This is a genomic window from Polaromonas sp. P5_D5, assembly GCF_054049435.1.
On the sequence record NZ_JBFUMJ010000004.1, the window covers coordinates 1 to 17,902 of the forward strand.

Here is a 17,902-nt window from a genome sequence, read left to right on the forward strand (position 1 = left end):
CCGGCGCCGACGGTCTTGCCGCCTTCGCGGATGGCAAAGCGCAGGCCTTCTTCCATGGCGATCGGGTTGATCAGCTTGACGGTGATCGACACGTTATCGCCTGGCATGACCATTTCCTTGCCTTCTGGCAACTCGATCGCACCGGTCACGTCCGTCGTGCGGAAGTAGAACTGGGGGCGATAGTTGTTGAAGAATGGCGTGTGGCGGCCGCCTTCGTCCTTGCTCAGAACGTAGATCTCGCCGGTGAAGTGCGTGTGTGGCTTGATGGAGCCGGGCTTGCACAGCACCTGGCCGCGCTGGACGTCTTCGCGCTTGGTGCCGCGCAAGAGGATACCGACGTTGTCGCCAGCTTGACCCTGGTCGAGCAGCTTGCGGAACATTTCCACGCCGGTGCAGGTGGTCTTTTGCGTGTCGGCAATACCGACAATTTCGATTTCTTCGCCGACCTTGATCACACCGCGCTCGACACGGCCGGTCACGACGGTGCCGCGGCCGGAGATGGAGAACACGTCTTCCACGGGCATCAGGAAGGCGCCGTCAACAGCGCGCTCTGGCAGGGGAATGTAGGTGTCCAGCGCTTCGGCCAGCTTCATGATGGCTTCTTCGCCCAGGGGGCCCTTGTCGCCTTCCATGGCGAGCTTGGCGCTGCCGTGGATGATGGGGGTCTTGTCGCCRGGGAAATCGTATTTGTCGAGCAACTCGCGCACTTCCATTTCGACGAGTTCGAGCAGCTCRGCGTCGTCAACCATGTCGCACTTGTTCAGGAACACGATGATGTAGGGCACGCCCACCTGGCGGGCCAGCAGGATGTGCTCGCGGGTCTGGGGCATGGGGCCGTCAGCGGCCGAACACACCAAAATAGCGCCGTCCATCTGGGCGGCGCCGGTGATCATGTTCTTCACATAGTCGGCGTGGCCTGGGCAGTCGACGTGGGCGTAGTGGCGGTTGGCCGTTTCGTACTCGACGTGGGCGGTGTTGATGGTGATGCCGCGCGCTTTTTCTTCGGGCGCCGCGTCAATTTGGTCGTAGCCCTTGGCTTCGCCGCCGAACTTGGATGCCAGAACGGTCGTGATCGCCGCCGTCAGCGTCGTCTTGCCATGGTCCACGTGGCCAATCGTGCCTACGTTGACGTGCGGCTTGGTCCGCTCAAATTTACCTTTTGCCATTTTTCTCTCCAGATAAAGAACTTGCCCGTGTACGGTTTAACGTCTGCACTGTATTGCTGATTCACTTCGCACGGGCACGAAGTGGCACACAATCGCAGACAAGGAAAAATGCTGCCGGCTCCACAGGAGCCGGCAGCGAACGTTACTTACTTGGCGCGCGAAGCCATGATGGCTTCCGACACATTGCGCGGAGCTTCAGAGTAGTGCTTGAACTCCATGGAGTACGTTGCACGGCCCTGCGACATCGAACGCAGCGTGGTCGAATAACCGAACATTTCAGACAGCGGCACTTCTGCCTTGATGGCCTTGCCGCCACCAACCATGTCTTCCATGCCCTGCACCATGCCGCGGCGTGAGGACAGATCGCCCATCACGTTGCCGGCGTAGTCTTCAGGCGTTTCCACTTCCACGGCCATCATGGGCTCCAGGATCACGGGGCTGGCCTTGCGGCAGCCTTCCTTAAAACCGAAGATGGCAGCCATCTTGAAGGCCAGTTCGTTCGAGTCCACATCGTGGTACGAACCGAAGTGCAGCGTGACTTTGACGTCAACCACCGGATAACCTGCCAGCACGCCGGACGTGACGGCTTCGTTGATGCCCTTTTCCACTGCGGGGATGTATTCGCGAGGAACCACACCGCCCTTGATGGCGTCAACGAATTCGATGCCCTTGCCGGCTTCGTTCGGCTCAATCTTGAGCACAACGTGACCGTATTGGCCTTTACCGCCGGACTGGCGCACGAACTTGCCTTCAGCGTCTTCCACCGTTTTACGGATGGTTTCGCGGTAAGCCACCTGCGGCTTGCCGACGTTGGCTTCCACGCCGAATTCGCGCTTCATGCGGTCAACAATAATTTCCAGATGCAGCTCGCCCATACCGGCGATTAGGGTCTGGCCGGACTCTTCGTCGGTCTTGACGCGGAAAGAAGGATCTTCCTGAGCCAGACGTTGCAACGCGATACCCATTTTTTCCTGGTCGGCCTTGGTCTTGGGTTCCACAGCCTGCGTAATCACAGGCTCAGGGAACACCATGCGCTCGAGCATGACGATGGCATCGGGATCGCACAGGGTTTCGCCCGTGGTCACGTCTTTGAGGCCCACGCAGGCGGCGATGTCGCCGGCGCGGATTTCGCTGACTTCTTCGCGGTTGTTCGCGTGCATCTGCACGATACGGCCGATACGCTCTTTCTTGCCCTTGATCGGGTTGTAAACGCTGTCGCCCTTTTTCAGGACGCCAGAGTAAACGCGCACGAAGGTGAGCTGGCCCACAAACGGGTCAGTCATCAGCTTGAATGCCAGCGCAGAGAATTTCTCTTCGTCGTCAGCCTTGCGGGTGACAGGCGCTTCATCTTCGTCCATGCCCTTGACGGGCGGAATGTCGATCGGCGACGGCATGAATTCAATCACGGCGTCCAGCATGCGCTGCACGCCCTTGTTCTTGAAGGCAGAGCCGCAGTACATCGGCTGGATTTCGCTGGCGATGGTACGCGTGCGGATGCCCAGCTTGATTTCAGCTTCGGTCAAGTCACCTTCTTCAAGGTATTTGTTCATCAGCTCTTCAGACGACTCGGCGGCAGCTTCGACCATCTTCTCGCGCCATTCCTTGGCCAGCTCGACGAGCTCGGCGGGGATATCGCTGTAGGTGAACTTCATGCCTTGCGAGGCCTCATCCCAGATGATGGCCTTCATTTTCAGCAGGTCGACCACGCCGGTGAAGCTTTCTTCAGCGCCGATGGGGATCACCATGGGCACAGGACTGGCCTTCAGGCGCAGCTTCATCTGCTCGACGACCTTGAAGAAGTTCGCGCCGGTGCGGTCCATCTTGTTGACGAACGCAAGGCGGGGAACTTTGTACTTGTTGGCCTGGCGCCAGACGGTTTCAGACTGGGGCTGAACGCCACCCACGGCGCAGTACACCATGCAGGCGCCGTCAAGCACGCGCATGGAGCGCTCGACTTCAATCGTGAAGTCCACGTGGCCCGGGGTGTCGATGATGTTGATGCGGTGCTCAGGCAGGGACGTGTCCATGCCCTTCCAGAAGCAGGTGGTGGCAGCCGAAGTAATCGTGATGCCGCGCTCCTGCTCTTGCTCCATCCAGTCCATGGTGGCAGCGCCGTCGTGAACTTCACCAATCTTGTGGTTCACGCCGGTGTAAAAAAGGATCCGCTCGGTGGTGGTGGTCTTGCCGGCATCAATGTGCGCGGAAATGCCGATGTTGCGGTATTGTGAAATGGGGGTAGCGCGGGACATAAATTACTTTCAGTTCGGGGTTACGAACAAAGACTCGTTGAAGGACTGCCCGCAGTCCGGGCATCCTTCATTTCTTCTACGCGTCTGCTGGCCGGGAAGGGTGTTGTGCACCACACCCGGCTGGCAGAAATTGGGGTTGAACGGCCGGCAATCAAGGCACCCAGCACCTTGAAACCAACCAGCAACCCGTCAATTCAGCGCAGCAATTACTGCAATCGAAAATTAGAAGCGGAAGTGGCTGAACGCCTTGTTGGCTTCTGCCATGCGGTGAACTTCGTCACGCTTTTTCATGGCGCCGCCGCGGCCTTCGGTCGCTTCCATCAGCTCATTGGCCAGACGCAAAGACATGGACTTCTCGCCACGCTTCTTGGCGGCCTCTTTGAGCCAGCGCATGGCCAGAGCCATACGGCGGACAGGACGCACTTCAACCGGCACCTGGTAGTTGGCGCCGCCGACGCGGCGCGATTTCACTTCAACCATGGGCTTGATGTTGCCGATGGCCATGTGGAAAGCCTCAAGCGGATCTTTGCCGGGGTTCTTTTTCTCGATAAAGTCGAGCGCGCCATAAATGATGCGCTCTGCGACGGCCTTCTTGCCGCCTTGCATGATCACGTTCATGAACTTGGCGAGATCAACATCGCCAAATTTTGGATCAGGAAGAATTTCACGTTTAGGGACTTCGCGACGACGTGGCATTTTTTCACCTCTTTGCTTCAGTTAGCATTGCTTTTGGCAACACCGCGAGAGTTATCAAAACCCTCACTTACTCGACCGGTGCAACTATTTGCACTTGGGTCACTTCGTTTCAGACACCTGCCAGGGCGAGTGAAACACCTTGTTTTGAAGGAACTATCACAGGCTTCTGTGACAACTTCTTCTGGCGCGAGCTCTCAGTGAAGAGAAACACCCGAGCCGGTTCGGCTTATTTGGCCTTTGGCTTCTTCGCACCGTACTTGGAGCGCGACTGCTTGCGGTCTTTCACGCCCTGCAAGTCGAGCGAACCACGGACGATGTGGTAACGCACACCGGGCAAGTCCTTGACACGACCGCCGCGAACCAGCACCACGCTGTGTTCCTGCAGGTTGTGGCCTTCGCCGCCGATGTAGGAAATGATTTCAAAACCGTTGGTCAGGCGCACTTTGGCAACCTTACGCAGAGCGGAATTGGGCTTTTTAGGCGTCGTGGTGTACACACGGGTGCACACACCGCGGCGCTGCGGAGAATTCTCCATCGCAGGGCTCTTGGACTTGATCTTTTCGACCTCGCGCCCCTGACGGACTAACTGATTGATGGTTGGCATTGAAAACGTCCCTAAACGTCTGAAAACTAATTTACCGTGTTGATACGGCCACAAATATTTCCCGCCACGAAAGCGGAAAAGCCTTCTAGTATAAACCGGATAGGGGAATCCCTCAAGCAGAACGCGCGGCCAGGACGCATGAAGGAGCTGACAACAGGTAATCCGGCGCCCAAAGTGGGGATGTTAGTACCCACTCCCACCGAATTTGATGGCACCCAGGAGGCGTTTGATTCGCGAAGAGCCGCTTTGGGGGGCAGGCTTCTGCATTCCCGGCCAAAGCGCGGGGAGAAAAAAGGTCACGGCAAGGGCTGTGCAAGCGACGGCCGGCCGTAGCGGCGGGGAGCGCGGCCTTAGCCACGCCACCCACCGCGTGTTCGTCTTATTTAATCCATAGCCGGATGGCGTCCCAAGCACGGCCCAGGATGCCGGCCTCACCCACCGCCTCCAGCGCCACCAGCGGCACTTCGGCCACCGGGCTAGGGTTATCGCCCAGGGTGACCTTCAGCGTGCCAACAGCCTGGCCCTTGGCAAACGGCGCCACCAGCGGGTCGGGCCGCGCCACCTGGGTTTTGACTTTGGCGGCACCGCCGGCAGCGATGGCCACCACGATGGCCTGCGGACGGCCCAGCTTCACGGTCGAGGAGGTGCCTTTCCAGACCGACGGAGTGACCACGGCCTGGCCGGCGTCGAACAGCTTCACGGCTTCATAGGCCGTGTAGCCCCAATTCAGCAGTTTTTGTGATTCATTGGCGCGTGCGCTGTCGCTGGCGGTGCCCAGCACGATAGCCAGCAACCGGCGCCCGCCCGGCGCGCCGGCAGCGCCCAGATTGGGAAAGTCGCGCTTTGCGGTGGCGATCATGCAATAGCCGGCGGCGTCGGTATGGCCGGTTTTCAGGCCGTCCACCGTCGGGTCGCGGAACAGCAGGGTATTGCGGTTGGTGTCGTTGGCCGCCGGTGTGCCGGGATAGCGGTATTTCTTGATCGCCGAATAGCCGATGTAATCAGGGAAGTCCTGCATCAGCCGGGTGGACAGGATGCTCAGGTCACGCGCGGTGGTCGTGTGGCCGGGCTCGGTCAGGCCTTCAGGGTTTTTATAGGACGTGGACTTCATGCCCAGCGCCTTGGCTTGCTCGTTCATGAGGCGGACAAAGTTTTCGGCCGAGCCGCCCACGCCTTCGGCGAGCGCCATGGTGGCGTCATTGCCTGACTGCACCACCATGCCCTTGATCAGATCTTCCACGGGCACTTGCATCTTCGGGTCGATGAACATGCGCGAACCCGGCATCTTCCAGGCCCGCTGACTGACAGGGAAGGTCTGCTTCAGGTCGATTTTTTTGGATTTGAGTGCATCGAACACCAGGTATTCGGTCATCAGCTTGGTCAGCGATGCAGGCTCCACCGGCGAATCGATGTCCTTGGCGGCCAGAATCTGGTTGGCGGTGATATCCAGCAGCAAATAGGAGCGTGCGGCGATTTCGGGCGCTTGCGGCACCTGGGCATGCACCACGGGCAGCACCGCGGAGAAAGCCAGGAACACGGTGGCGGCAAAAGCGCGCAGGCTGGGGGCGGCGCGGAGGGCCTTGAGTGAAGCTTGCATCAGTAGGGGTTCAGTGAAATTCGGTGAAGGAGTAAGGGTCAGGGAGCGCCTGGCAAACAGCATCAGGCGGAGGGCGAAGACAGGTGGCGAACCACGAGGTTTTTCAGCAGGGGCAATTGTCCATGAAAGAAATGGCTTCCCCCCGGCACAACGGTAACAGGCAGTGCCTGCGGCCGGGCCCAGTCCAGCACGGCAGACAACAGCACCGTATCGTCCTGCTCACCATGCACGACCAGGGTTTTCAGGTGGGCGGCTTCGTCAATCGGCGCAGCAGGCGCGCGGCTCACGCTGGTGCCGACCAGCACCAGCTTTTCAATGGTGCGGGCGGCGCTGAGGCGCTCAAAGGCGTGGGTGGTGACAAAGGCGCCGAACGAAAACCCGGCCAATGCCAGCACCTGGCCGCTGCTGGCCGGCGCCGAATGTTCCACCACGGCCAGCAGGTCTTCGAGCTCGCCCCGGCCTTCGTCATGGCTGCCGGCGCTGCCACCCACACCACGGAAGTTGAACCGGACGGCCGTCCATCCGCATTGCACAAAGGCCCGGGCCAGCGTCTGCACCACCTTGTTGTCCATGGTGCCCGCAAACAGCGGGTGCGGGTGCGCAATGACCGCCACGCCGCGCGGGTCGCCAGCGGGAAGGTCTACGGCAATTTCAAGCGCGCCGGCTGGGCCCTGGATGATCGATTTGCGGGTCTGCGAATTCACGGTGACGGATCCATTCAAACAGGTTGCTATCAAATAAGGAGCTACTCGCGCACGTCCCTATTGGGTTGGAAGGCAAAAAATGCAAACTTCCGGACGCTGCAGCCGCCCCCGACCTACCGCCCGACGTGCGCGGGCACCAGCAGGCGCTCGACGACTTTGCCGTTTTTCAGGTGCGACTCGACAATTTCATCAATGTCGCTGGCGTCGACATAGGTGTACCAGACCGCTTCGGGGTAGACCACGGCCACAGGGCCGGCTGCGCAGCGGTCCAGGCAGCCGGCCTTGTTGACCCTGACCTTGCCCGGCCCGGCCAGCCCCGCGGCTTTCACCTGCGATTTGCAGCGGTCAAAGCCCTCCTGCGCCCGGTGATCAGCGCAGCAGTCTTCGCCATTGGCGCGCTGGTTCAGGCAAAAGAAGACATGGCGTTCGTAATAGGAATTTTGTTCAGGCATGGTGTGACTTTAGTGGATGTGTACCGGAGAAGGTTCCCGCATTGCCCCCGGGGATCAAGGTGCCTCAACGACCAGCGCCGTGGCTTTTTTCACCAGTGGAAGCACCAGCAGCAGCACCGGGAATGCAACGACCCAGGAAAGCGCCCATGCGCCCAGCCAGATGCGCAGGACCCCGGGCGCGATACCGACGCCCTTGAGCGTGCTGATGATCGACACGATGCAGGTCATCAACACGGAAAGCAGCAAGGGTGTGACCCAGCGCGCGCTGCGGGCGGGGAGTTTTGTGAAACTGAAAAGGGTGCGCGATGAAGATTTCGAAGAGTTCATACAGGGTTCCATAAGCCGTCCAGTCAAGGCGCCTTTCCGGCAGCCAATGGCATGCCGGAAACACAACCCCGGCATGGCCGGCGGTAGTAGGCGCGTTGATTGACGTAAACGCTTACGGCAACTCTTGAGGGAGATCGCAGGCGAATATTAGCAGACGCGAATCACTGGCGCGCATCAACGCGCGGCTCGCGGCCTGAAAGCCGCACCAGCACATACAGCAGGGCTGCGTACGGCCACAGCCAGCCCAGCCACTGCACCAGGCCGTGAAAGCGGATAAAGCGGCCCTGCTCCCAGGTTTGCAGGGTCTGTGCGAAATACGGGTCGGCGGGCGCCTGGTTGAGCAGCCCCAGGTGAACCGTGAGCGCCAACAGTGCCAGCGCCGCTGCGCCCCGGCGCGGCACAGGCAGCAAGAGCGCCGCCACCACAACGGCAAACCCGACACCCGCTTGCACCGGCAGGTCCAGCCAGGCCCAGGCGTGGTCCGGGCCGTAGCTCAGCGCGGCCGACAGCGCCGATGCGGCAATGCCGACCGCGATGATGGCCGCCGAAAACGCCGCACGCTGCCAGAGTGTGCGGATCACGCAATAGCCGAGCAGGCAGGGAATCAGCGCACCCAGCGCCACGCATAGCAATTCGGCAATCGGCACCAGTGGCTGCAGCTCCATGTCGCGCACCGGCATCCATTCGAGGAAAGGCGTGTCGGTCAGCACCTCGGCAAGCGCCGACTCCAGACGCTCGAACACCTGCCCCAGCCCCAGGGGCACGGAGGCAGGAAACAGCAACGCGGGCGGCCAGAGCATCAGCAACACCAACGCACCCCGCGCATCCTGCGCGAACCAGCGCGCCCGAAAGCGGCTCCAGCGATCGACGATGCCGGTTTTTTCCAGCGCCCACGCACAGCACGCGCCCAGCCATGCGCCGGTGGTGTTGAGCGCCAGATCGACATTGGAGGGAATGCGCGAAGGCAGGTAACTTTGCAGCGTTTCCATTGCCAGCGACAGCAGCGCGCTGACCAGCACCGCCACCGTCACAGCCCAGGAAACGCGCCGGCTGCGCAGTGCCGACAGCGCCAGCAGGAAACCCAGCGGCGCGTAGCCCAACAGGTTGGCGCCCACGTCAAAACCGGTCCAGTACTGCGGCAGAGGCGCCGCCAGAAATCTGAAGGGCGAAATGCCCTGGTCGCGCCAGTCGGCAAAGGGATAGAGGCTGGCGTAAACAATCAGGCAGATGGTGGCCACCGCCAGCGGCCACGCGGTTGTCTTGTGAACACCCCTATTGGAATGTTGCACACCCCCGCCGTTCTCACTACGCTTCGCTTCGTGTAGTTCCTCCCCCCCTTGCAGGGGGCGACGCGAGGCGCCCGGCGAAGCCGGTTCGCCCGCGTCTGCTGGTGAATTCGGGGAAGGCACTGCGTTCCCTTTGATTGTTAGAAGGGCTTGACCACGACCAGGATGACGGCCGCTAACAACAACAGCACCGGCACTTCATTGAACCAGCGAAACCATTTGTGGCTGCGGGCGTTGCGGTTGGCGACGAACCTGGCCAGCAGGCGGCCGCAGGCGTGGTGGTAGCCGATCACCAGCACCACAACGGCAAGCTTGGCGTGCATCCAGCCGTTGCCGGGCCCGCGGCCTATGCCGTAACCCAGGTACAGCCACAGGCCAAAGCCCAACGCAGGCACGGCCAGGATGGTGGTGAAACGCATGAGTTTGCGTGCCATCAATATGAGCCGCTCGCGCTCAGCCACGCTTTCCGGCGGCACCATGGCCAGGTTCACAAAAATGCGCGGCAGGTAAAACAGCCCGGCAAACCAGCTGGCGATGAAAACGATGTGGAGTGATTTGACCCAGAGCATAAGGAAGTGTAGCCCCCACGCTCCCCCACTTCGTGTGGGTCGCTGCCCCCCGAGGGGGCCGCCCGCCTGCGGCCCGGCAAAGCCGGTTCCGCGGCTTATGCTGGTTTAAAACCCGCACCCATCCCCTGAGACGATGGCGGCGCCGTGGCCACGGGCCAAAAAAATGCCCGGATGGCACTGGGCCAACCGGGCTGGTAAGCCTTTTTGCTGTCACACGCAAAGGCCCCGCTCAGGGAGGAAAAGCGGGATGCAGTTGCCAAATTGGTAACCACACGTAGCAATTCTAACCACGCTGGCTGCGCATTGGCAATGATTTCATAAGTTAACTAAGTAATTCCATGTAAAGCCTGCCACCTCCGAAATGGCGCGGCACCAAGCATGTCTCCATATATATAGATAGCAGATGACGCCCGGCCAAATACTTTCAGGCCTTGATCAACCTTTGGCACAATTTGCGCATGACACAGCACGCCTCCAACTTCGCGCCCTTCCCCGCCGGGCGCCCACGGCGCCTGCGCCGTGATGCCTTCACCCGCAACCTGGTACGTGAACACGCACTTACCCCGCACGACCTCATTTATCCCGTCTTTGTGGTGGACGGCCAGCAGCAGCGCCAGGCGGTGGCCTCCATGCCCGGCGTCGAAAGGCTGAGCCTTGACCTGCTGCTGCCGGTGGCGGAAGAGTGCGTGAAGCTGGGCATCCCGGTGATGGCCTTGTTCCCCGTGGTGGACGCCTCGCTCAAAACCTACGACGGCGTCGAGGCCACCAATCCCGATGGCCTGATCCCGCGGGTGGTGCGGGCACTGAAAAAGCACTTTCCCGACCTGGGCGTAATGACCGACGTGGCGCTGGACCCCTTCACCACGCATGGGCAGGACGGGCTGCCGGATGAAAACGGTTACATCCTCAACGAAGAGACGGTGGCCATGCTGGTGCGGCAGGCGCTTTGCCAGGCCGAAGCCGGCGTGGACATGGTCGCGCCCAGCGACATGATGGATGGCCGCATTGGCGCCATCCGCCAGGCACTGGAGGCCAAAAAGCTGATCCACACCCGCATCATGGCCTACAGCGCCAAATACGCGAGCGCGTTTTACGGCCCGTTCCGCGATGCGGTCGGTTCGGCCAACAACCTGGGCAAGGCCGACAAAAAGGCCTACCAGATGGACCCGGGCAACAGCGACGAAGCGCTGCGCGAAGTGGCCATGGACATCGCCGAAGGCGCCGACATGGTGATGGTCAAACCCGGCATGCCCTACCTGGACGTGGTGCGCCGCGTGAAAGACGAATTCGGCGTGCCCACCTTCGCCTACCAGGTCAGCGGCGAATACGCGATGATCAAAGCAGCCGCGCAAAACGGCTGGCTGGACCACGACGCCGTGATGATGGAAAGCCTGCTGGCCTTCAAGCGTGCGGGCGCAGATGGCGTGCTGACGTATTTCGCCATCGACGCTGCCCGCAAGCTGCGGCAAGGCTGAACCGGGCGGCAGGTGTTGCGCACTAACTGCTATCAAAATCATAGCTGCTTGCGCCCGTCCTGCTTGCTCGAAATGCCGATTTAACACCTCAAAACAAGGCTAAACAGGGCTTTCATGCGCGTTTTCACCATCGCTTCCGGCACCCAGGGCATCATCGAGACAGACACCCTGCCGGCCCAGTTGCCGGCGCAGGGATTTGTCTGGATTGCCTGTGCCCGCCGCGAGTTCGAGGTGATGCAGGCGCAGATCCAGGCTGCGCTGCAAACGCTGTGCGGCACCCAGCTGGTCGACCTGCATGTGGCCGACCTGCTGAACAACCAGCTCCCCTCGCACTACGACTACACCTCGCAGTACGACATCCTGGTGTTCCGCCGCCTGGCGGCCGGGCAAAGCGAAACCGACCTCAGCCAGCCCGGCGAACCGCTGCATGAGCGCATGAAACGCAGCGGCCCGCCGGTCCTCAAGCGCATCGATACCAGCCCGGTCGGCTTTGCCGTGTTTGACAAGGTGGTGCTGACGGTGCACCCCGCCGACTGCGCGGTGCGCGATGCCTATGCGACCCGCCTGCTCAATGCGACCACGGCCGAGTCGCGCTCCAGCGGCGTCAAGCTGCCCGCCAGCCCCGCCGACCTGATGCTGCGCATCGTCAACCAGATGGTGGACGGCTACCTCGAGCTGCGGCGCGAGCTCACGCGCCAGCTCGACCACTGGCAGTCCGAACTGCTGCGGCCCGGCACGCGCTTTACCAACTGGAGCTCGGTGCTCGATGCGCGGCTGGCCATGCACCACCTCGATGAGATTTGCGAAGACCAGCGGGCTGCGCTGCAGGACTGGATTGATTCGATTGAAACCTGGCCCGAAGGCGGAACACCCGCCGCAGTGCGCGAGCGCGAGCTGCTCAAGATCCGCTCACGCGACGTGCTCGAGCACATCGAGCGTGTGGTGCACCATGTGCGCCGCATGGAGCAAAGCGCCGAAACCGCGGTACAGATGCATTTCTCGGCGCAAAGCAACCGCACCAACGACATCATGCGCACGCTGACGGCGCTCACCGCCATCTTCCTGCCGCTGAACCTGATCACCGGGTTCTTCGGCATGAACTTCGAGTTCATGCCCTTTCTTCACGCGTCCACCGGTTTCTGGTGGACCTTCGGGTTCATGGTCCTGATCGTCGTGGTGGTCGCCACGGTGTTCTGGCGCAAGCAGTACCTGGCCAGGACGCGCCGCTGACACGGCGCCCGGGTGCGCTTGCCGTCCGGCTCAAGCTTGCGGCGGCGTCTGACGCTTCTGTCTGGTGCATCTTTGACAATACGGCCAATGGCGCCGCAGTGCCTGATGCGCTGCGTCTCAGCCGGGAGTTGGCACGGCGCTGATCCGGCACCCCCGAAAAGGATGTCCCATGAGCAATCAAGCAGGCAAGAAGGCGCTGAACGGCAATACAACCTGCGCCGATGACCTGACGCGCGAAAATGTCGAAGCCATGCGGCGCGTGGAAGAAACGGCACTGGCCAACCGGAGCCGGGCCGACCGCATCGCCGCCTTTGTCGCCGGTTTTTGCGGCTCCATGCCTTTTGTCTGGATGCACGTGGCTGCGTTTGCGTTATGGATCAGCTTCAATTCATGGCCGGGGCTGGCGCATTTCGACCCCTACCCCTTTACCTTCCTGACCTTGATGGTGTCACTGGAAGCCATCTTCCTGTCCTCCTTCATCCTGATCAGCCAGAACTATGAATTGCGCATCAGCGACAGGCGCAACCAGCTGGACCTTCAGATCAACCTGCTGACCGAGCAGGAAAACACCAAGATGATCCAGATCCTGGAGCGCATCGCCAAAAAGGTAGGCGCCAACATCGAGGGCGACCCGGACATTCCCATCCTCAAGGAAAACACCGACCCCGAAAAGCTGGTCGCCCAGATCGAGCAGGCGCAGCGCGACAACCCGCCTGCGGCGAAAGGTTAGAGACTCAGACCCAAGGCTGGGCCAGCCCTTCGGCGTGGAAGGCCTTGATCACGGCAGGCCGCGCCAGCGCACGCTGCAGGTAAGGGCCGAGGTGGGGCCGGTTGCGTGCCGGCGACGACGCAAAGTTGCGAGTCCAGCGGCACAGCGTCAGCGCATAAATATCTACCGCCGAATACGTCGCACCCAACAGCCAGGGTTGATCATGGATTTTCTCCAGCCTTGCCAGCTCCGCGTCCAGCTGGTCCAGCATCAGGCCGACTTTGGCTTCGGCATGCGACTTCAACTCGGCTACGCCGGCGTCGTTGCCGGGGTTCATCCAGCGGTCGGTGTAGAAATAAATGATCAGCGCCGACTGCATGGTGTTGGTCAGCCAGATCAACCATTTGTAGAAATGCGCGCGCTCGCTGGTGCCGACGGCTGGGGCCAGACCGGCCTCGGGATGCGCATCGCACAGGTGCAGGCAGATCGCGGCGGTTTCATACAACACCAGGTCACCGTCGACCAGCGTCGGGATCAGGCCGTTGGGGTTGAGCTTGCGGTAAGCCTCCGACCGGTGCTCGCCGGTGCTGGTGTCGACGAGGACTTTTTCAAACGGCACGCCCAGTTCCTGGAGCAGGATGTGAGGCGCCATGGCGGCAGAGCTGGGAGAGAAATGAAGCTGGTACATCTGGCGTATTTTGCCGCACGCTCCTCCCCGATCTGCAAGCGAGGTGCCGCGGGACTGGCTTTGCCAGACCGCAGGCGCCGCCCCCTCGAGGGGGAACAGGCTACACGCAGTGAGCCTGGACGGGGGTGGGTTTTACAGGCCGAAGATACCGGCCGCATTGCCCCAGGCGATCTTGCGGGCCACATCGGCTGGCAAATCACCCAACCAGACGCGATAGCCCTTCATGAGCTCGTCGTAATACAGCCAGCGCTGGTTGACCCAGGTGTCGGAACCGATCATGAAGCGGCCTGGGTACTTGAGCAGCAGCGTGCGCCACTCCGCACACAGCTTTCCGCCTTCGCAGGTCAGGCCGGGGCGATAGGACAGCTCACCCATCAACTGCGGGTATTTGCCCAGCAGCGCATCAACGCGTGCCACAGGTGCGCCGCCTATGCCGGTGTGCGCCCAGATGAGCCGCGCATCTGGTGCGTGGGCCATCAACAAGTCGATCGCCGTGTCGTCTACGTGTGAGAGCACTGCCAGCTTGTTCTTCGCAGCGAACTGCATGAGCTTTTTGGCCACCGGGCCGTTGGCATTGGCGCTGTCGTACAAATGAAATTCGCCGATGCCCTTGTACGGGCCGGCCTGGTCACCCGTGACGCCGCGGGCAAACTCGGCCTGCACCATTTCGTAAATGGACTCGTCGCGAAACCAGTTGTCATAGTCGGCGCGGTTACGGTACAGGCGGATAAACGGGACCACGGTAACGCCGGCCTTGCGCGTTTCCGGCATGGCAGCCAGCGACTTCGTGCCGTCGTTGGGCCGGGAGTTGGCGACGATGGCTTTGACGCCATTGCGCTTCATGCGCGCAAGAACATCAGCGGGCGCGTGTGGACCGCTGTTTCCGTTCCAAGCCTCTTCGTTGTAATGCAGGTGCGTGTCAAACAACGGGCCGGCGTAGTCGGCCGCTCGGGCAACCGTCGAAAACGCTATCAAAACGATAGCTGCTCGCGCACATCCGCAAAGGGCTACAGCCCAAAAAGGCTTGAATCCGGGGGCAGGGCGCACGGTCAGGCCAGTTTGGCGGCAAGGAACGCCAGCGAACGTTCGCGTGCCAGCTTCGCCGCCGCTTCGTTGTAGGAGCCGCGCTGGTCGCAGTTGAAACCGTGGTTGGCCTGGTACACATGCACCTCGACTTCCGGGTGCGCCTTGCGGAAGGCTTCAACGCCTTCCATCGGAATCCAGTGGTCCTGGTCGCCGAAATGGGCCATGACCGGGCACTGGGGCTGGCGCTCGATTTCTTCCTCGGCCGTGATGCCGCCGCCGTAGTAGGGAACGGCCGCCGATAAGCCCTTGAGCAGGCTGGCCGCACGCCAGGTCAAGAGGCCGCCCCAGCAAAACCCGATGATGCCGACCTTGCCGCCACCGGCCTTGGCCGCGTGGTCAATCGCCGCCTGGATGTCTTGCAGCACACCGGCGCCAGGCAGCGCGCTGACAGCAGTTTTCAGCTCGAAGCCGATCTTCATGTCCGCCTCGCTGTAACCCATGTCGACACCGGGCTTGACGCGCTCGAACGTGGCGGGTGCCACTGCCAGGTAGCCTTCCGCCGCAAAGCGGTCCGCCACACCGCGGATGTGCGAGTTGACGCCGAAAATTTCCTGGACGACGACGATGCCGCCGCGCGGCTTGCCTTCCGGTTGCGCCACATAAGCCGGCACGACGAAGCCGTCGGCGGCGGTGAGATTGGTGAATTGGCCCATGAGATGGATGTTCCTTTGAATTGGTTGATCGGTATGAATGAAGGGCGAACTGGAGGGGAAACGGCCAGCGGTTTATGCCCCGGCCTTAAGCTTGCGCTCCACGAAATCGAGCCGGTCCTGGCCCCAGAACAGTTCGCCGTCGATGACATAACTGGGCGCGCCGAACACGCCGGCGTCGATCGCCTGCTGGGTATTGGCTTCATAGCGCTCCTGCACGGCCTGGCTGAAGGATTGTTCCAGCCGCGCCGCGTCCAGCCCACATTCGGCCAGCAGCTCGGCCAACACTTTTTCGTCGGCAATATGGCGCTCGCGCACCCACACGGCGCTGAAGATGGCGCCGCCGATTTTCATCGCGGCTTCGGTGCCGTCGTGCAGGTTCACCGCGATGATGAGGCGCGAGGCCTCATCGCCGGACACCGGGAAATACTTGGGCTTGAGGTTCAGCGGCGCATGCAGGTAGTCTGAATAGCGCTGCAATTCCAGCAGGCGGTAAGCCTGGCGCTGTGGCGCGCGCTGGGCCAGCGGCAGCCCGCCCGAGATGGGAAACACCTTGCCGCCCAGATCGATAGGCAACACATTCACGGTAGCGCCCGCCGCACGGGCGATCTGCGCAAAGCGTTCGTGGCCCAGATAAGTCCATGGGCTTTGCGGCGTAAAGTAATAATCCACAACGGTGCTCATGATCGTCTCCGGTTTTTGGGGCCTGTTCAAGTACATTGACCCGATGCAATCCCCGTTTTTACCCGGGATTGCCATTTTCTGCAGGAGATCCGGTTTGTCAAAAGTTGTTTTGATCACAGGCGGCTCGCGCGGCATAGGCGCCGCAAGCGCCCTGCTCGCGGCGCGCCAGGGTTGGGTGGTGGCCGTCAACTACACCAGCAACTCGCTGGCAGCCGACGAAGTGGTGCGGCAAATCCGCCAGGGCGGCGGCCAGGCCATCACGGTTCAGGCCGACGTGGCCGACGAGGCGCAGGTGCTTGCCATGTTTGAAAAAGTGGATGCCAAGCTCGGCCGGCTGGACGGCCTCGTCAACAATGCCGGCGTGGTCGACCGCACCAGCCGCGTTGACGCCATGACGCTGGACAGGGTGCGGCGCATGTTCGAGATCAATGTGTTCGGCTCGTTCCTCTGCGCACGCGAAGCCGTCAAACGCATGAGCACGCGCTACGGCGGTACGGGCGGCGCCATCGTCAACGTCTCGAGCGCCGCAGCGCGGCTGGGCGGGCCTGGCCAGTACGTGGACTACGCAGCCGCCAAGGGCGCCATCGACACCTTCACGGTCGGGCTGGCCAAGGAAGTGGCCACCGAAGGCATTCGTGTGAACGGCGTGCGCCCGGGCATCATCGACACCGACATTCACGCTTCGGGCGGCTTGCCCGACCGGGCCCGTGAACTGGCGCCGCTGGTGCCGATGCAGCGGCCGGGTACCGCCGGCGAAGTGGCGGAGTCGATCGTCTGGCTGCTCGGCGACAATGCGAGCTATACAACAGGTGCACTGCTTGATGTCGCCGGAGGGAGGTAGTGCCCCCACGTTCGCTCACTGCGTGTAGCTCTCTGCCCCCCGAGGGGGCGCTGCGCCTGCGGCCCGGTGAAGCCGGTTCCGCAGCTCCTGCTGGAATTTGTTGGGCAGACCGCTTTTGGGCTTGCCACTTGAATTGCCTCTAAGGAAAAACGATGGATTTCAAACCGCTTGTCACGCTGCTGGCCATCGTCAACCCGCTGGCCATCGTGCCGTTTTTTATCCACTACACGCAGGGCTTCTCCGACGAGCAGCGCCGCCGCACCATCCTGGTGGCAGCCTTTTCGGCTTTTGTCGTTATCGCCATCAGCGCGCTGTTGGGTCTGCAGATCCTCGACTTCTTCAGTATCTCGCTGGCGAGCTTCCAGGTCGGCGGCGGCATGCTGCTGCTGATCAGCTCGATGAACATGCTGAATGCGCAACCGGCCGAAGCCAAACCCCTGACCAATGAAATGGAAGACGGTGCAGAGAAGGCCGCGCGCGGCGCCAGCATCGCGGTGGTGCCGCTCACCATTCCGCTGTTGACCGGCCCGGCCACCATGTCGACGGTAGTGATTTACGCCGAAAAGGCACAGACGGCCCTGCAGGTTGCCGCGCTGGTCGGCTACGGTGTGGTGATTGCGCTGGTGACTGCCATCAGCTTTTCGCTGGCCGAGCCGATTGCCCGCGTGCTGGGCAAGACCGGTATCAACGTGATGACGCGGCTGATGGGTCTGATCCTCGCTGCATTGGCCGTTGAGGTGATGGCCGGCGGCCTCGGCAAGTTGTTCCCCATTCTGCGAAGCTAATGGAGCCCCCACGTTCGCTCACTGCGTGTAGCTCTCTGCCCCCCGAGGGGGCGCTGCGCCTGCGGCCCGGCAAAGCCGGTTCCGCGGCCCCTGCTGAAACGTAC

At 61.7% G+C, this 17,902-nt stretch carries 19 protein-coding genes; 5 read left to right on the top strand and 14 right to left on the bottom strand.

Going from position 1 to position 17,902, the window contains the following annotated elements; translation table 11 throughout:
* From tuf to ACXJKE_RS16470, 10 genes are all read right to left on the bottom strand, one after another.
* Positions 1-1,166 (bottom strand): elongation factor Tu (gene tuf / locus ACXJKE_RS16425; protein ID WP_457281666.1); only part of this gene is annotated, 1,166 nt, incomplete at its 3' end.
* 146 nt (positions 1,167-1,312) lie between these two features.
* Positions 1,313-3,415 (bottom strand): elongation factor G, encoded by a 2,103-nt coding sequence (gene fusA / locus ACXJKE_RS16430; RefSeq protein WP_457281667.1) that lies wholly within the window; start codon positions 3,413-3,415, stop codon positions 1,313-1,315.
* A gap of 222 nt (positions 3,416-3,637) precedes the next feature.
* Complete coding sequence (rpsG, locus tag ACXJKE_RS16435) at positions 3,638-4,111, bottom strand: 30S ribosomal protein S7 (RefSeq protein WP_011481226.1); 474 nt, start codon at positions 4,109-4,111, stop codon at positions 3,638-3,640.
* A gap of 226 nt (positions 4,112-4,337) precedes the next feature.
* Entirely contained in the window at positions 4,338-4,715 is a 378-nt protein-coding gene (gene rpsL, locus ACXJKE_RS16440) for a 30S ribosomal protein S12 (protein ID WP_092130055.1), read from the bottom strand.
* Positions 4,716-5,094: 379 nt separating this feature from the next.
* Complete coding sequence (locus ACXJKE_RS16445; RefSeq protein ID WP_457281668.1) at positions 5,095-6,312, bottom strand: D-alanyl-D-alanine carboxypeptidase family protein; 1,218 nt, start codon at positions 6,310-6,312, stop codon at positions 5,095-5,097.
* Positions 6,313-6,374: 62 nt separating this feature from the next.
* The gene (locus ACXJKE_RS16450; RefSeq protein ID WP_457281669.1) at positions 6,375-7,016 is read right to left on the bottom strand and encodes an alpha/beta hydrolase; all 642 of its coding nucleotides are present in this window, start codon (positions 7,014-7,016) and stop codon (positions 6,375-6,377) included.
* Between the two features lie 113 nt (positions 7,017-7,129).
* Positions 7,130-7,468, bottom strand: a complete 339-nt coding sequence (locus ACXJKE_RS16455) for a (2Fe-2S) ferredoxin domain-containing protein (RefSeq protein ID WP_457281670.1) — start codon at positions 7,466-7,468, stop codon at positions 7,130-7,132.
* Positions 7,469-7,522: 54 nt separating this feature from the next.
* The gene (locus ACXJKE_RS16460; RefSeq protein ID WP_457281671.1) at positions 7,523-7,795 is read right to left on the bottom strand and encodes a DUF2798 domain-containing protein; all 273 of its coding nucleotides are present in this window, start codon (positions 7,793-7,795) and stop codon (positions 7,523-7,525) included.
* A gap of 161 nt (positions 7,796-7,956) precedes the next feature.
* Positions 7,957-9,084 (bottom strand): VanZ family protein, encoded by a 1,128-nt coding sequence (locus tag ACXJKE_RS16465; RefSeq protein WP_457281672.1) that lies wholly within the window; start codon positions 9,082-9,084, stop codon positions 7,957-7,959.
* Positions 9,085-9,221: 137 nt separating this feature from the next.
* Positions 9,222-9,650 carry a CopD family protein gene (locus ACXJKE_RS16470; protein WP_457281673.1) on the bottom strand — a complete coding sequence of 143 codons (429 nt, stop codon included), beginning with the start codon at positions 9,648-9,650 and terminating at the stop codon, positions 9,222-9,224.
* 458 nt (positions 9,651-10,108) lie between these two features.
* Between ACXJKE_RS16470 and hemB the strand changes: the two genes are divergently transcribed.
* The 3 genes from hemB (at position 10,109) to ACXJKE_RS16485 (ending at position 13,085) form a co-directional block, all read left to right on the top strand.
* Positions 10,109-11,125 carry a porphobilinogen synthase gene (hemB, locus tag ACXJKE_RS16475; RefSeq protein WP_457281674.1) on the top strand — a complete coding sequence of 339 codons (1,017 nt, stop codon included), beginning with the start codon at positions 10,109-10,111 and terminating at the stop codon, positions 11,123-11,125.
* Between the two features lie 114 nt (positions 11,126-11,239).
* On the top strand, positions 11,240-12,355 hold the full coding sequence (locus tag ACXJKE_RS16480) for a magnesium transporter CorA family protein (protein WP_457281675.1): 1,116 nt from the start codon (positions 11,240-11,242) through the stop codon (positions 12,353-12,355).
* A gap of 169 nt (positions 12,356-12,524) precedes the next feature.
* On the top strand, positions 12,525-13,085 hold the full coding sequence (locus tag ACXJKE_RS16485; protein ID WP_457281676.1) for a DUF1003 domain-containing protein: 561 nt from the start codon (positions 12,525-12,527) through the stop codon (positions 13,083-13,085).
* 4 nt (positions 13,086-13,089) lie between these two features.
* On the opposite strand, the gene ACXJKE_RS16490 is transcribed toward ACXJKE_RS16485, so the two are convergent.
* From ACXJKE_RS16490 to ACXJKE_RS16505, 4 genes are all read right to left on the bottom strand, one after another.
* Entirely contained in the window at positions 13,090-13,752 is a 663-nt protein-coding gene (locus ACXJKE_RS16490) for a glutathione S-transferase family protein (protein WP_457281677.1), read from the bottom strand.
* A 132-nt stretch (positions 13,753-13,884) separates the two neighbouring features.
* The gene (locus ACXJKE_RS16495) at positions 13,885-14,733 is read right to left on the bottom strand and encodes an amidohydrolase (RefSeq protein WP_457282078.1); all 849 of its coding nucleotides are present in this window, start codon (positions 14,731-14,733) and stop codon (positions 13,885-13,887) included.
* Between the two features lie 68 nt (positions 14,734-14,801).
* Entirely contained in the window at positions 14,802-15,491 is a 690-nt protein-coding gene (locus tag ACXJKE_RS16500) for a dienelactone hydrolase family protein (RefSeq protein WP_457281678.1), read from the bottom strand.
* A gap of 72 nt (positions 15,492-15,563) precedes the next feature.
* Positions 15,564-16,172, bottom strand: a complete 609-nt coding sequence (locus tag ACXJKE_RS16505; RefSeq protein ID WP_457281679.1) for a DsbA family protein — start codon at positions 16,170-16,172, stop codon at positions 15,564-15,566.
* 94 nt (positions 16,173-16,266) lie between these two features.
* Here ACXJKE_RS16505 and ACXJKE_RS16510 point away from each other — a divergent pair, with 94 nt between their 5' ends.
* Positions 16,267-17,013: an SDR family oxidoreductase gene (locus ACXJKE_RS16510; RefSeq protein ID WP_457281680.1), complete on the top strand. Its 747-nt coding sequence runs from the start codon at positions 16,267-16,269 to the stop codon at positions 17,011-17,013.
* Positions 17,014-17,165: 152 nt separating this feature from the next.
* Positions 17,166-17,798 (top strand): MarC family protein, encoded by a 633-nt coding sequence (locus ACXJKE_RS16515; RefSeq protein ID WP_457281681.1) that lies wholly within the window; start codon positions 17,166-17,168, stop codon positions 17,796-17,798.
* Positions 17,799-17,902 lie beyond the last annotated feature (104 nt).